This window comes from Microbulbifer elongatus, from assembly GCF_020524885.1.
Classification (GTDB): domain Bacteria; phylum Pseudomonadota; class Gammaproteobacteria; order Pseudomonadales; family Cellvibrionaceae; genus Microbulbifer; species Microbulbifer elongatus_A.
In genome coordinates this window covers 1,632,533-1,646,527 of sequence record NZ_JAIVKJ010000001.1, presented here as the reverse complement: position 1 = coordinate 1,646,527, position 13,995 = coordinate 1,632,533, and the positions used below count along the sequence as shown (strand labels likewise).

Genomic DNA, 13,995 nt, shown 5'->3' with positions numbered 1-13,995 from the left:
CTTGAAAAGGGCTGCAAGACTAACGCCGCACCACGCATTTTACCAGTGCTCGCGGCATGCTTTGGTTGTGGTGCTGCCCCCTGCTATGCAGCCTCTGGCGCAGTCACTTTTTCGTAGAAACGATACTCTCCATTCGCCAGAATGGCATACACCACGTAGGGTTCAAAATCCCCGCCGCGGTACATTCCCGGGCTGCCCTTCGGCATGCCGGGTACCGCCAGACCAATACTGCCTTTGGGCGGATTGGCCAGAAACTTACGGATTAGTCGCGCGGGCACATGCCCCTCGAATACGTACTGATTATTCCATACACCCGTATGGCACCCCTGCATACTCGGGTGGATACCCCACTGCTGTTTAACTTCCGCAGTATCCAAGCCATTCACACTCGAAACGCTAAATGCGTTGCCTTCGAGATGGGCCATCCACTCTTTACAGCAAAGGCAGAATGGGGATTTGTAGACGACGATATCGCTACGTGCGCCCTGCCCGCCTGCACTGCTTGTCGTGCTGTTTGTCGTGCTGCAAGCGACAAGAATACAGCTGATTATCACGAGAGACAGCAAATGCGCTGTCTTGCGAAAACAAAATCGCTTCACGAAATTTTCAGAAATTCTCTTAAAGAACGTTGGCATAATAGATCGCATAATGTTGTTTGTTATCGGTCCAGTACTGCTTCGGGTTAAATCCGGTCTGCTCAAGAAGTTCCTTGAGACCATTCAGCGTGTATTTGTGGCTGTTTTCTGTATGTATGGTCTCTCCCTCTTTAAAGGAAAACTCCTGCCCAGACACGGTTACAGTCTGCTGTGTAAGGCTTACCAGATGCATTTCTACCCGTTGGCGATAACGATGGTAAAAGGCACGATGGGCGAAGGCATCAACATCGAAGTTGCCGTTCAGTTCGCTGTTGATTCGGGTCAGCAAATTCTTGTTGAACTGCTCCGTTATATGTTTGCTGTCGTGATAGGCGCGTTCCAATACCACAGAGTCCTTCACCAGGTCTGCGCCAATCAGCAGTCCATCGCCCGCGCGAAGGTATTTGGCAAACTGCCTGAGAAGCCCCTTGGCCTGATCGGGGGTAAAGTTACCAATGGTCGACCCGGGGAAGAAAATCACCCGGCGGTGCTCTGACACCGGTAACTCGGCCCATGGATCCTCACTGGTGAAGTCGCCGATGACTGGTGTTACGTTCAAGTTTGGCAGTCGAGCCTGGATTCGTTGTTGGGCCGCGAGCAGAATTTCCGGCGATATATCCAGGGGGCAATACGCGTGTGGCGAGTCCATACGACCCAAAAGTGGTTCAGCCTTTTCACAGTTGCCCGCTCCCGGCTCCACCAGAATTGTCGATGGCCCGAGAAATGCAGCCATACTATCCAGGCTGTTTTGGAATATATCCGCCTCGGTGCGGGTCAGATAATAATCATCCAGCTCGCATATGGCTTCAAACAACTTCGACCCGGCTTCATCGTACAGATATTTGCACGGGAGCGTTTTAGGGGCGCCCGCGAGTCCCGAGAGGACATCCGCCTCAAATTGTCCAAGATGGCTGCACTCCAGTGAGCGGGTATCCCTGCCCTCTTCCCTCAACGTCGTCTGAACGGCCATGTTCACGGTAGCTCTCCTGCCAGTCGAATTCCGGTAAATTGCCACGCCTGGTGCGGGTAGAAAAAATTTCGGTAACTGATTCGGATGTGATCTTTCGGAGTAATGCATGATCCTCCGCGAAGCACCATCTGGTTACACATGAATTTGCCGTTGTATTCTCCCACTGCGTCGGCACTGGCCCGGAAACCCGGGTACGGCAGATAGGCACTAGAAGTCCACTGCCAAAGATTTCCCAGCAACTGTGGCTCGTCTCCTGTGGGTTCCACTTCCGCAAGTGGCTGGAAGTTTCTTGCCTCAAGCATGTTCGCGCGGTCCGCGGCATCTCTGCGGCAATGCAACCAGGCGGCAATTTCCCATTCAAACTCCGTCGGCAGGCGGTACCCCGCCCAGCTCGCGAATGCATCCGCTTCGTAAAAACTCACATGACAAACTGGCGCGGAAAGATCCAAAGGCTGCAATCCAGCGAGCGTAAACTGAAACCAATCGCCATCCACACGGGTCCAGTACAACGGGCCGCGCGCTTTCTGCTCCTGCACCCTGCTCCAGCCATCGGAAAGCCACAGGCGCGGCTCTTCGTATCCGCCATCCTGGAGAAAATCAAGGTACTCACCGTTGGTAACGAGACGCGAACTCAGCCGAAAAGCCTGCTGAAATCGCTGGTGTGCCGGCCCCTCGTTATCGAAGCAAAAAATTTCGACATCGCAGCCGAGGGTGTAATTGTCTTCGGGGATCGAGAGCCATTCGGGTGGCGAGACTTCATCGACTCCGGGCTCGATGTCCAGGTCTTCCCGGTAAGCGGGCTGCAGCGGGTTAATCGAAAACGCGTGCTTGATATCGGTAAGCAGTAATTCCTGGTGCTGTTGCTCGTGGTTCAACCCCAACACCAGTAGTTTCGCCTGCTCGGAGAAAACATCTTCTTCTGTGAGCCACTGTTCAACAGCGCGATCAACACTGCTGCGATAGGCGAAAACCTCCTCAATGGAGGGGCGCGACAGCAGACCACGCTGCGGGCGCAAGAAGGGTTTACCGAGTGTGTTGTAGTAGGAATTAAAAAGGGAGTGGAAAGCCGGGTTATAGATGCGGTAACCCGTAAGGTGTATGCGCAGGATAAAGGTTTCGAAAAACCAGCTGGTGTGTGCAAGGTGCCATTTGCTGGGGCTGGCATCGGGCATAGACTGCAGCTGCATGTCTTCTGCGGTAAGCGGGTCAACGAGACTTTCCGTTTCGCTGCGTACACGCTGGTAACGGAGCAACAGCGCCGCTCGCTCGTCCAGAGACAATTCTCTCTCAGGCTCCTGCCAGTACAGGTGCTCCGAATGGTTGGTTACTTTGTTCCCCGATACCCCTGAACCCGCTTCTGAAATCAGAGTCATCCTATGGTCCGTCAACTACGATGGCTGTTATTGATCATACATCCATTGTGGTGCTTTCCCATGTTGTTGCCGTGAATGTCGAGGCAACTGGCGCCAGGAATTTGAGATCAGGGGGTTTAGGCAAGAAATGCGGGCGAAAAAAAAGGGCCGGCAATGCCGACCCTCTCTCGTGCTCTTTCGTCCGTGCGATCAGAAGCGCACAGTGAAGTCGGCACCGTACATGCGAGGCATGAAGCGCCAAGCCGGGCTGGCACCGATCGCAGCACCGGTACCACCGTAACCACCGGCAATCTCTTCGTCGGTTACATTCTGCACCCACAGGGCTGCAGAGTAACGGTCGGAAGCGCTGTTCCAGCCGGCGCGCAGGTTCATCAGCTGGTAATCCGGGATCACACGAGCCGGATCGCTGATGGAGCCGACACGCTCGTCGGTCCAGTTGTAGTCACCGCGCAGGGTTACGTCACCACCCTGAGCCAGGGCCCAGGTGTACTCGGCCATGATGTTGAACTTGTTCTCCGGAGTGCCAACGCGAGGCTGACCGGTACGATCATCATCCGGGCCTTCATTTACAGGAGGCTGATCCAACAGCGTGTAGCGAGTGTACTCTGTATTCAAATAAGAGTAGTTACCGGCAATAAACAGGTTGTCGGTAGCCGCCCACTGCACTTCCATTTCCGCACCGCGACCTTCCGCATCTGCGTTACGCAGGTAGTAGTTGGGGATGGGCGCACCAACCAGATCCAGCTGCTGCAGGTTCTTGTAGTCGTATGCGAATACGGACGCGTTGAAGCGCACAGCGTTGTCGAACAGGCTGCTCTTCATACCAATTTCGAGGTTGGTCACGCTTTCCTGGTCGAAAGACGGATCGATACCCGGCGCAGCGCTGAAGCTGTTGAAACCACCGGCCTTGAAGCCATCAGCCAGGGACACGAAGGTCATGACATCGTCGTTCCAGCGGTAGTCCAGCACGATACGGCCAGACAGGTCGCTCCAGGAATCACTCAGTTGCTGATTCAGGTTCGGGTTACCGTTGTTGTTAAACGCGATGCCGAACGGGATCTCAGCAATTTGGCCGGGAGGCAGAGTAATGGATGCTCCAAGCGGAGTACCGTCTGGTGCCATCAGCTGAACCGGGCCGCCGACGAACTCGATTGGCAGTACGTTCTGGTAGCTGCTGACGATGGAGAAGTCTTTCTCGTCAGCGGTGTAACGCGCGCCAACGGTCAGATCCATTTTGTCGGTAAGGCTCCAGGTGGCGTCACCGTAGATGGCCGCTGAACGGTAGTCACCCGCGTTGAATACGGATTCGTTCCAGGGGGTGTCCTCGGCAACCCACGGAGAAATACCAGCCATCAACTGACCGATCATTTGGTCGCGGTTGAGCATGTCGGCGGTAACAAAACCGGGAGCGCCAAGCGCCTGAAGCAGTGCATCGGCCTGGCCAGACTGCACCATCAGGTCGTAGATAAAGGTAGAAACTGCCGCGCCTTCAAGGCCGCCGGCAATCATCAGCTGACGCTGCTGGTAAGCGGCATCTTCAAGCTGAGTGGTGGTCAGGCCAGCGCCTGCGTAGGCAGCCTTGACACCTTCATAAACCGCGAAGGACTCCAGGGAGCCGGCGGTGAAGTAAGCGTCGGTGGTGTGCTCCAGCTCTTCACGAGAGTAGGAAGCGCCGAGGGTCCACTTCAGGGTGTCGGTCGCGCCGTTCAGACGGAACTCCTGGGAGAACTGGGTCTGATCATCGAAGTTGGCGGAGCCAAACATGTAATCAGGGTTCGCGGTACCGTCCTCATCCTGCTGCAGGTGGGCATCGAAGCCACGGTAGGCAGTGATGGAGGTAAAGGTCACGTTTTCGAAGTCGTGAACGATAGACACGGATGTGCCCCAGGAATCACGGTCTTCGATGGTCGGGGTATCCAGGGCGTAATCACCGAATACGTCGGTGCCGCCGTCAGCTGCCTGCAGAGACGGAACGATGGAGCTGCGCAGTGCACTGCCCTGATCCATAACGCCGTACTCAGCGCGCCACAGAACTTCGGTGTCCGGGGTCGGCTCCCACAGCAGGGATGCGCGGTAGGTCTGGGTATCGATGTTACCTACTTCGAACCCGTTGGCCAGGTTGTCCGCAAAGGAATCGCGACGGTTGGTGGACGCGGTAAAGCGGCCATACAGGGTGTCGCTCAGCTGACGGTTTACCAGCAGATCCGTGGACTGGCGACCGTAATTACCGGCAGTCACGTTGAGCTCAGTGGTGTCGTCCGCCTGAGGCTTCTTGGAAATAATGTGGATAGCACCACCGGTGGCGTTACGGCCAAACAGGGTACCCTGCGGGCCCTTCAGTACCTCAACGCGCTCGATATCGGCGAGCGGGATCTCGGCACCTGCGCCACGGCCGGTATATACGCCATCGACGTAAACGGCTACTGCCGGGTCGGAGCCCACGGTGAAGTCACCGGTCTCAATACCACGGACGCTGTAGGTCGGCTGCAGCGGGGTGTCGTTGTTCATTTCTACGCCCGGGGTGAATTTACCCAGGTCAGTAAGATTTTTGACACCCATTGCCTTCATGCTATCGCCAGTGAAGGCGGAGATGGCAATCGGTACATCCTGCAGGTTTTCCGCACGTTTCTGTGCGGTAACAACCACCTCTTCAATTTCTGCAGCGTAAGCGGCACTGCTCATAGCAGTAGTCACAGCGATCGCAGCGGAGAGTGTGGTCAGGGAAAAGGAACGGTTTTTTCCGGACTGATCGGCGTTGTACATCATCGCGTCCTCGCGTTTTTAGTTATATGAAAAGCGTGATGGAAATTGGTCATTATTGATAGTTAAGTTGGGCCATCTTACGGGTAGCGCCGTCCCAAGAAAAGCTTGTAGTGACTTTTTTATTGTGACTGGTCAGTTTCGGAGCAAATTTATGTGAACTGGTGCGCCATGTTGGCATTATATTCAACCAAACCGTCAGTTTTGTGACCAGATAAAGTCCTCTGGTAACTACAACCGTGCGCGGAGACACTGTTAGACTGCCACCCTTCAGCTATCAACAAAACGGGCGACAAGTCCCAAAATAACACCACCGGTTTTTACCTGAGAGCATCCCGATGATGAACAACAACCCATGGGCAAAATATACGGCTCGCGGATTACTCGCTCTGCTTGTCCTTTTATTACTAGCTGGTCTGACCGCATGGATATGGCTTCGCCAGAGTCTGCCGCAATTAGCCGGCGAACTTACCTCTGGCCAGCTTAACCAGCCTGTGACCATTCATCGTGACGCCCAGGGCATTCCGTTCATCAATGCCGAGTCCCGCACCGATTCTGCATTTGCCCTCGGCTTCCTGCACGCTCAGGAACGTTTTTTCCAGATGGACCTGCTGCGACGCAACTCCGCCGGTGAGCTCGCCGAGCTGGTTGGTGAGGCCGCGCTGGAACACGATCAGGGCGTACGCCTGCACCAGTTCCGCGCCCGCGCTGAACGCAATATTGCCGCTATGCCTGCCAACCACCGTGAAGTGCTGGAGCACTACACCAATGGCGTCAATTACGGGCTCTCACAGCTGGGGGCAAACCCATGGGAATATGCCCTGCTTCGCCAGGAACCCCGCGCCTGGGAACCCGCTGACAGCCTGCTGACCATTTTCAGCATGTACATGACCCTGCAGAGCCGTACTGGCAACTTCGAGCTGCGCGACAATGCGCTAGCGGAGCTGCTCCCCGGAGATCTCTATGAGTTCTTCGTGCCGAAGGGAGGTATCTGGGATGCGCCGCTGATTGGTGACGCCCGTGGGCCCATCAACCTGCCGGAGACTCACATCGCCGCACTGGTAGATGAGAGCGAGCCCATGGCCTACGGCAAGATGGAAAGCGAAGACATGATCTTCGGCAGTAACAACTGGGTGGTCGGTGGCGCACTCACCGAGCACGGTGCCGCCATCGTGGCAGACGACATGCACCTGGCGATCACGGTACCCAACATCTGGTACCGGGCCGGCTGGAATGTGCCGGGAACGGATTTCAACATGCGCGGCGCCACCCTGCCCGGCGGCCCGATCATCGTTGCCGGCAGCAATGGCAAGGTAGCCTGGGGCTTTACCAACACCACCGCCGACTGGGGCGACCTGATTCCGTTGGAAATTTCGGAAAATGGCCAGCAATACCGCGCACCGGAAGGCTGGAAAGACTTTGAAATCGTACGCGAAAAAATCGCGATCAGCGGCAAGCCCGCGAGTGAACTCGAGGTTCGCAAAACCATTTGGGGGCCAGTGATTGGCGAAGATCACAACGGCACTCCCCTCGCCTACCGCTGGGTGGCGCATGACCAGCGTGGAGCCAACCTGAACATCATCAGCATGGAAACCGTAGCCAATACGCGCACTGCGATGGATATGGCTCCAGAGTTCGGTATTCCGCATCAGAACTTTGTTCTTGGCGACAGTGAAGGGAACATTGGCTGGACTGTGGCGGGGCCGATTCCCCGCCGGGTGGGTCTCGATGGTAACCGGTCAGTAAGCTGGGCTGATGGCACTGCTTACTGGGACGGCTATTTGCCGCTGGAAGAGCATCCCAGCGTATACAACCCGCCATCACACCGGATCTGGACTGCAAACTCGCGCACTATGGACGGGGAGTTCCTGCGAGTAATGGGTGACGGTGGCTACGCTCTGGGCGCGCGCCAGCAGCAGATTCGCGACGACCTGTTTGCGCGCGAACAATTCACGGAGCAGGACCTGTTGGACATCCAGCTGGACGACCGCGCGATATTCCTGGAGCGCTGGCAGGCCCATCTGGTACGGCTAATTGAATCCACCGGTGGCTACGATGACGTGTTGGAGCAGCTGGAAAACTGGGGCGCTCGTGCCAGCGCAGACTCGGTGGGCTATCGCATCGTGCGCAATTTCCGCCTGCGTTTTATCGATTTCTCCACTGCGCCGGTTCTGACCTACATGCAGCGGCATGATCCCGACTTCAAGTTTGGCCGCGTCAACCGCCAGGTGGAATACCCGGCCTGGGAGATGCTCTCCAGCGAACCTGAGCACTTGTTGAACCCGGATTTTGAATCCTGGAAAGCGCTGAAACTTGCCGCCCTCGACAAGGTGTTGGAAGAGATGGCCGAAGGCGGCCTCCCGCTCGCGCAGCAGACCTGGGGTGTGCAGAATGCGGCGAAGATCCAGCACCCGCTTGGACGCGCGGTTTCCGCGGTCAACTGGTTCACGGCGATGCCTGCGGATCACCTGCCGGGTGACTCTCATATGCCGCGCTTCCAGTCCGCCACCAATGGCGCCTCACAGCGCATGGTTGTGGCGCCAGGCCATGAGCAGCTGGGCGTATTCCATATGGCCACCGGCCAGAGTGCACATCCGCTATCGCCCTTCTTTGGCAATGGTCACCGCGATTGGGTCGAAGGTAACCCCTCGAGCTTTACAGAAAAGTCTGCGGCATATGTACTGACTCTGAAATAAGGGCGAGCGCTATGTTTCCGGTGGCTTTAATGCCGCCGGAAATTGTTCAAATGGTCCTCAGGCGGTTTCGTCGAGAATCGCGAAAGAAAGAAATGAGGTGAGCAGCCCCAGCCCTAGCACGAACGGCAGGAGCGGAAAGCAGATCATTAGCAGCGAAGCGCCGATCCAGAGGTTTTTAACCCAGTTCCGCTTGGTGCGGTAACTGCGGGTATAGCGGCGCAGATGGCTGTCGTTTTCATCGGGCAACAGGATTTCGCTTTCCTGGGGCAGAAAACTGCGCACCAGAAGAGTGCAATAAAAACGAAATAAAGCCCACAACATAAAACCACCACTGGCAAACACCTCTTTCAGTATAGATAGGGGTTTGCCAGTCGATGGGGTCAGGGATGCCGAAGGTAAATCCGATTTTTAAACCGGGCTTACTGGTACCAGCCAAGGCTATCGCGCAGCTTCACTACGCCACCGATAATCGTCAGGGCGGGCGCTTCCACTTTGTGCTCTTCCGCCAGTTTCGGCAGTGTGCGAATAGTGCCGACAATCACCCGCTGGTCGCGGGTAGTGCCCTTCTCCACAAGCGCTGCCGGTGTATCCGCATCCATTCCATTTGCGATCAGCTTTTCTGAAATGGTGGGCAGGCCGGTCAGGCCCATGTAGAACACCAGGGTCTGGTTTCTGGTGATTAGCTCTTCCCAGGGCAACACCAGTTCGCCCTGCTTGAGGTGCCCGGTAATAAAGCGCACAGACTGAGCGTGATCGCGATGAGTCAGTGGAATACCGGAATAGGCAGAGCAACCGATGGCAGCAGTGATGCCCGGCACCACCTGGAAAGGGATTCCGGATTCTGCCAACTTGTCGATTTCCTCGCCGCCGCGGCCGAAGACAAACGGATCGCCGCCTTTCAGGCGCAGCACTTTCTTGCCCTCTTTCGCCAGGTCCACAAGCAACTGATTGATATCGTCCTGGGGCACCGAATGGAACTGCTTCATCTTGCCAACGTAGATACGCTCGGCGTCGCGGCGAACCAGCTCCAGCACCTCGGTAGATACCAGCCTGTCGTAAAGCACGACGTCTGCCTGCTGCATCAGGCGCAGAGCGCGAAAGGTCAGCAGGTCGGGATCGCCGGGGCCACCTCCAACCAGATACACTTCGCCGCTCGGCGCCGGCTTGTCTTCCCAGCGCTGTAACTCTTCAAGCAGTGACTGTTCGGCTTCGGCTTTGTGTCCGCGCTCTATCTGGCCGACGATGGGGCCATTAAACACCCAGTGCCAGAAATCCTTCCGTTGCGCCTCCGGCAGCGCTGCCTTCACCTTGTCGCGCATGCGCCCGGCCAGCTCGGCAATCAGCCCCAATCCCGGGGACAGCAGCGTCTCTATCTGCGCTCGCAGCATGCGGGTAAGCACAGGAGCTGAACCGCCACTGGAAATACCAATGGCGAGAGGGCCGCGCTCGACAATGGAGGGAAATGTGAAGGTACAGTGTGCCGGCGAATCAACAACGTTCACCGGCAACCGTTGGGCGCGGGCATCGGCGGATACCTGGGCGTTGACGTCGGCATCGGCGGTGGCAGCCACCACCAGCTCGACGTTGTCCAGCAGCGCCTTGCGATAGGTGCCGACCATATACTCGCCACCGCTGGCGAGAACCAGCTGGCGCAGCTCGTCGGTAATGTCCGGAGCCACCACCAGCAGGCGGGCCTCCGCTTTATTGAGTAGCCGCGCTTTGCGCGTGGCGATGGCACCGCCCCCGACAATCAGACAGGGACGGTTTTTTAAATCAAAAGCGAGAGGCAGGTAACGCAAGTTCTTATTCCATACTGCTTAGCCGATCTTGGTTGCGCCTCCCATATACGGGCGCAGTACTTCCGGCACTTCAATACTACCATCGGCCTGTTGGTAGTTTTCCAGTACCGCGATCAACGTACGGCCCACCGCCAACCCGGATCCATTCAGGGTGTGCAGCAGTTCCGGCTTGCCCGTTTCCGGGTTGCGCCAGCGGGCTTTCATACGCCGTGCCTGGAAGTCCCCCATCAGGGAACAGGAAGAAATTTCCCGGTACTTGTCCTGAGACGGAATCCACACTTCCAGGTCATAGGTTTTGGTTGCACCGAAACCCATATCGCCACCACACAGCACTACAGTGCGGTATGGCAGGTTCAGCTTCTGCAGAATATTTTCTGCATGACTGGTGAGCTGTTCGAGCGCGTCTTTGGACTGATCCGGGCGGGAAAACCACACCAGTTCCACTTTCTCGAACTGGTGTTGACGAATCATGCCGCGAGTATCGCGCCCGTGTGAGCCGGCTTCAGAGCGAAAGCAGTTGGTGTGGCTGACATATTTGTGCGGCAGTGACGCGGCGTCTTCGACAATCTCGTCACGGTACAGGTTTGTCAGCGGTACTTCTGCGGTGGGGATGAGGTAGAAACCGCGCTCATCCTCCAGCTTGAACAGATCCTCGGCAAACTTGGGCAGCTGCGAGGTACCGTACAGGGAATCGCTATTTACAATAACCGGCACATTGGCTTCTTGATAGCCGTGCTCTTCTACGTGCTGATCTAGCATGAACTGTGCCAAGGCACGGTGCAGCTTCGCTACTTTGCCGGTCATGACCGCGAAGCGGGAACCAGTGATCTTGCTTGCCACTTCAAAGTCGAGGCCACCGAGGCTGCCACCCAGATCTACGTGGTCGCGCACTTCAAAATCGAAGCTGCGGGGCGTGCCCCACTGGCGGACTTCCACGTTATCGTCTTCGTCCTTGCCTTCCGGCACGGACTCATCGGGGATATTAGGGATCGCCAGCAGCAAATCGTCGAGTTGCGCCTGCAGGTCGTTCAGTGCCTGCTTGGCTTCCGACAGCTGTCCACCCAGAGATTCGACCTCTTTCAGCAGCGGCGCGATATCCTCGCCGTTAGCCTTGGCGCGGCCGATATTCTTGGATTTGCTGTTGCGCTCGTTCTGCAGGGACTCGGTGCGCATCTGCAGATCTTTGCGCTGCTCTTCGAGCTGCTCCAGTTTGGCCGTGTCCAGTTGCACACCGCGCTTGCTGAGCGCTGCTGCAACGTCGTCGAGTTGGTTACGAATGAGTCTTGGATCGAGCATGGTGTATTTATTACCGCGTTACAGATATTTCATTCCCAGTGTGATGGCCGTTGCGGTTGCAGCCACACACACCAGGATGCTGGCGAAAACATAGGCCAGCGCCGTCAAAGGCTGGCCATTGTGCCACAACATCACAGTTTCCAGCGAGAAGGTAGAGAAGGTGGTCAGCGCCCCGAACAGTCCTGTCATGATCATCAGCCGCCACTCATGGCCGAGCATTCCCCGCTCAACGATCATCACATAGGCAACGCCGATCAACAGGGAGCCGATGACGTTGACAATGAACGTACCGAGAGGAATACGGTTTTCGAATACAGGATAGGCCCATAGCCCGACAAGATGTCGCAGGATCGCGCCGATGGCGCCGCCTAATGCTATTGCTATCCATTGCATTGGGGTGTGCTCCGAGGGAAAGGTGAGATCGTCAGCTGCGCAGGAATTCTATCGCTTTTCTGGCGCTGCGTGGCGTGCAATTCCATAGCGCTGTTGGTCACTGGCGTCGTTGAGCGCGCGCAGGCGCTGCATTTTTTCTTCGATCTTCAGCTCAAGGCCCCGGTTTACCGGGTAGTAGTAGCGGCGATCCGCAATCTCCTCCGGCAAGTAATTCTCCCCAGCGGCAAAGCCATCTGGCTCATCGTGGGCATAGCGATACTCGGCGCCGTGCGCCATCTCCTTGGCCAACTTGGTGGGGGCGTTGCGCAGGTGCACCGGCACCTCATAGCTGGGCTCACGACGAATATCCGCGAGCACACGCTTGTAAGCGGTGTAGACCGCGTTGCTTTTGGCGGCGACAGCGAGGTATGCCACCGCCTGGGCAATGGCCAGCTCTCCTTCCGGGCTGCCCAGCCGCTCCTGCACATCCCAGGCGTTAAGGGCAATTTCCAGGGCGCGAGGGTCCGCATTGCCTATGTCCTCACTGGCCATACGCACTACACGGCGGGCGACGTAGAGCGGATCGCAGCCGCCGTCGATCATGCGTGCAAACCAGTAGAGAGCGGCATCCGGATCGGAGCCGCGTACCGACTTGTGCAGCGCGGAAATCTGGTCATAGAAGTAGTCGCCGCCCTTGTCGAAACGGCGCACATCGGCGGTGAGCACCTCCGCCAGCACGGCATCGTCAATAACCTGACGCCCCCCCTCTTCCCGGGACAGGTCACAGGCGATTTCGAGCAGGTTGAGTGCGCTGCGCGCATCGCCATCGGCGCTGAGGGTAATCTTGCCCAGCACTTCGGGTGTCACTTCGATATTGCGGGTCTTGAGCTCTTCGTCTTCGGCCAGGGCGCGCTGCAGCAGTCCGCTCAATTCCTCCTGCGAGAGGCTTCGCAGCAGGTACACACGGCAGCGGGACAGCAACGCGTTATTCAGCTCAAACGACGGATTTTCCGTGGTGGCGCCCACAAAGGTGACGGTGCCCTCCTCCACATACGGCAGGAACGCATCCTGCTGCGCCTTGTTGAAACGGTGCACCTCGTCAACGAACAGGATGGTGCCGCGTCCAAACTGGGCTGCGTGCTGTTGCGCCTCGGCCACCGCCTGGCGGATTTCCTTTACCCCGGCGAGCACCGCCGACAGCGTGGCAAAGCGGGCATCGCACTCTTCCGCCAGCAGTCGCGCAAAGGTGGTTTTGCCAACGCCCGGTGGCCCCCACAGCACCATGGAATGCAACTGGCCGCGCTCTACCGCTTCGCGTAGCGGTTTACCCGGCCCCAATAAATGCGTCTGGCCCACATAGTGGGCCAGAGTTTGCGGCCGCATACGGGCGGCCAGAGGCTGATGCCTGGGGGGCGATTGAAACAGGTCACTCATCGCGAATAACGTCAGTACCCTTGGGTGGTTTGAAGTTGAACATGTGCGAGGAAAGCTTCGGGTTGGCCTTCAGGCCGTTGAACTGGATATCGGTAGTCTGCCCCATACCGTCACGCACGGTCATGGCCGCCGGCAGTCCGCTGTTATCAAAACGGATTACCATGCTTTTGAATGGCGCGGACGCGCGCTTGGGTGTCAGATAGTAAGCGCCCTTCTTGCTTTCAACGCTGAAAGAACTGCGGATATCCTCAACTTTGCCACCAAGCAACAGGGCCGGAGTTTCTTTCATGCGGTTGTCGACCGGACGAATAGTGACCTGTTCGAGGTCTGGATCGTAAAGCCACAGCTTCTTGTTGTTGGTCACCAGAAGCTGAGGGAAAGGCTCACCCGTCTTCCAGCGCAATTTACCAGGGCGCTGTACGGAAAAATTGCCGCTGCTTTTCTGCAGGGTTTTACCTTTCTGGTCTTTCAGGGTCTGGCGGAAGTTGCCAGAGATGGAACCCAGGGGCTGCAACAGCCGGCTTAGGTCTTCACTTGCGTCAGCCTGCGCGCTACTGGCGCTCATACCAAAAACGCCAAATGCCAGTGAGAGAGCAAATGTGCCTAGTGTACGTCTCATAGTTGCCTTCCAGTTTGGTATTCCGGGGAATGTCCATTTAA

At 57.0% G+C, this 13,995-nt stretch carries 11 protein-coding genes; 1 reads left to right on the top strand and 10 read right to left on the bottom strand.

What is annotated here, in order from left to right; all coding sequences use genetic code 11:
• Positions 1 to 83: 83 nt before the first annotated feature.
• The 4 genes from LC059_RS06970 to LC059_RS06955 all read right to left on the bottom strand — a co-directional run bounded on the left by LC059_RS06970 (position 84) and on the right by LC059_RS06955 (position 5,744).
• Entirely contained in the window at positions 84 to 425 is a 342-nt protein-coding gene (locus tag LC059_RS06970; protein ID WP_226703081.1) for a DUF411 domain-containing protein, read from the bottom strand.
• A 193-nt stretch (positions 426 to 618) separates the two neighbouring features.
• A complete protein-coding gene (gene egtD / locus LC059_RS06965; protein ID WP_226703195.1) occupies positions 619 to 1,605 on the bottom strand; it encodes an L-histidine N(alpha)-methyltransferase in 987 nt (328 codons plus the stop codon).
• 2 nt (positions 1,606 to 1,607) lie between these two features.
• Entirely contained in the window at positions 1,608 to 2,978 is a 1,371-nt protein-coding gene (gene egtB, locus LC059_RS06960; protein ID WP_226703080.1) for an ergothioneine biosynthesis protein EgtB, read from the bottom strand.
• 189 nt (positions 2,979 to 3,167) lie between these two features.
• Positions 3,168 to 5,744: a TonB-dependent receptor gene (locus LC059_RS06955; RefSeq protein WP_226703079.1), complete on the bottom strand. Its 2,577-nt coding sequence runs from the start codon at positions 5,742 to 5,744 to the stop codon at positions 3,168 to 3,170.
• A 488-nt stretch (positions 5,745 to 6,232) separates the two neighbouring features.
• Between LC059_RS06955 and LC059_RS06950 the strand changes: the two genes are divergently transcribed.
• Entirely contained in the window at positions 6,233 to 8,434 is a 2,202-nt protein-coding gene (locus LC059_RS06950) for a penicillin acylase family protein (RefSeq protein ID WP_319005077.1), read from the top strand.
• Between the two features lie 57 nt (positions 8,435 to 8,491).
• Here LC059_RS06950 and LC059_RS06945 read toward each other — a convergent pair whose 3' ends face one another.
• The 6 genes from LC059_RS06945 to lolA form a co-directional block, all read right to left on the bottom strand.
• Complete coding sequence (locus LC059_RS06945; RefSeq protein WP_226703078.1) at positions 8,492 to 8,755, bottom strand: hypothetical protein; 264 nt, start codon at positions 8,753 to 8,755, stop codon at positions 8,492 to 8,494.
• 98 nt (positions 8,756 to 8,853) lie between these two features.
• Positions 8,854 to 10,233 carry a siroheme synthase CysG gene (gene cysG, locus LC059_RS06940; RefSeq protein WP_226703077.1) on the bottom strand — a complete coding sequence of 460 codons (1,380 nt, stop codon included), beginning with the start codon at positions 10,231 to 10,233 and terminating at the stop codon, positions 8,854 to 8,856.
• Positions 10,234 to 10,251: 18 nt separating this feature from the next.
• Positions 10,252 to 11,529 carry a serine--tRNA ligase gene (gene serS / locus LC059_RS06935; RefSeq protein WP_226703076.1) on the bottom strand — a complete coding sequence of 426 codons (1,278 nt, stop codon included), beginning with the start codon at positions 11,527 to 11,529 and terminating at the stop codon, positions 10,252 to 10,254.
• 18 nt (positions 11,530 to 11,547) lie between these two features.
• Positions 11,548 to 11,922 (bottom strand): fluoride efflux transporter CrcB, encoded by a 375-nt coding sequence (crcB, locus tag LC059_RS06930; RefSeq protein ID WP_226703075.1) that lies wholly within the window; start codon positions 11,920 to 11,922, stop codon positions 11,548 to 11,550.
• A gap of 48 nt (positions 11,923 to 11,970) precedes the next feature.
• The gene (locus LC059_RS06925) at positions 11,971 to 13,335 is read right to left on the bottom strand and encodes a replication-associated recombination protein A (protein WP_226703074.1); all 1,365 of its coding nucleotides are present in this window, start codon (positions 13,333 to 13,335) and stop codon (positions 11,971 to 11,973) included.
• Positions 13,328 to 13,954, bottom strand: a complete 627-nt coding sequence (lolA, locus tag LC059_RS06920; protein ID WP_226703073.1) for an outer membrane lipoprotein chaperone LolA — start codon at positions 13,952 to 13,954, stop codon at positions 13,328 to 13,330. The genes LC059_RS06925 and lolA overlap by 8 nt, the downstream gene beginning before the upstream one ends.
• Between the last annotated feature and the right edge of the window lie 41 nt (positions 13,955 to 13,995).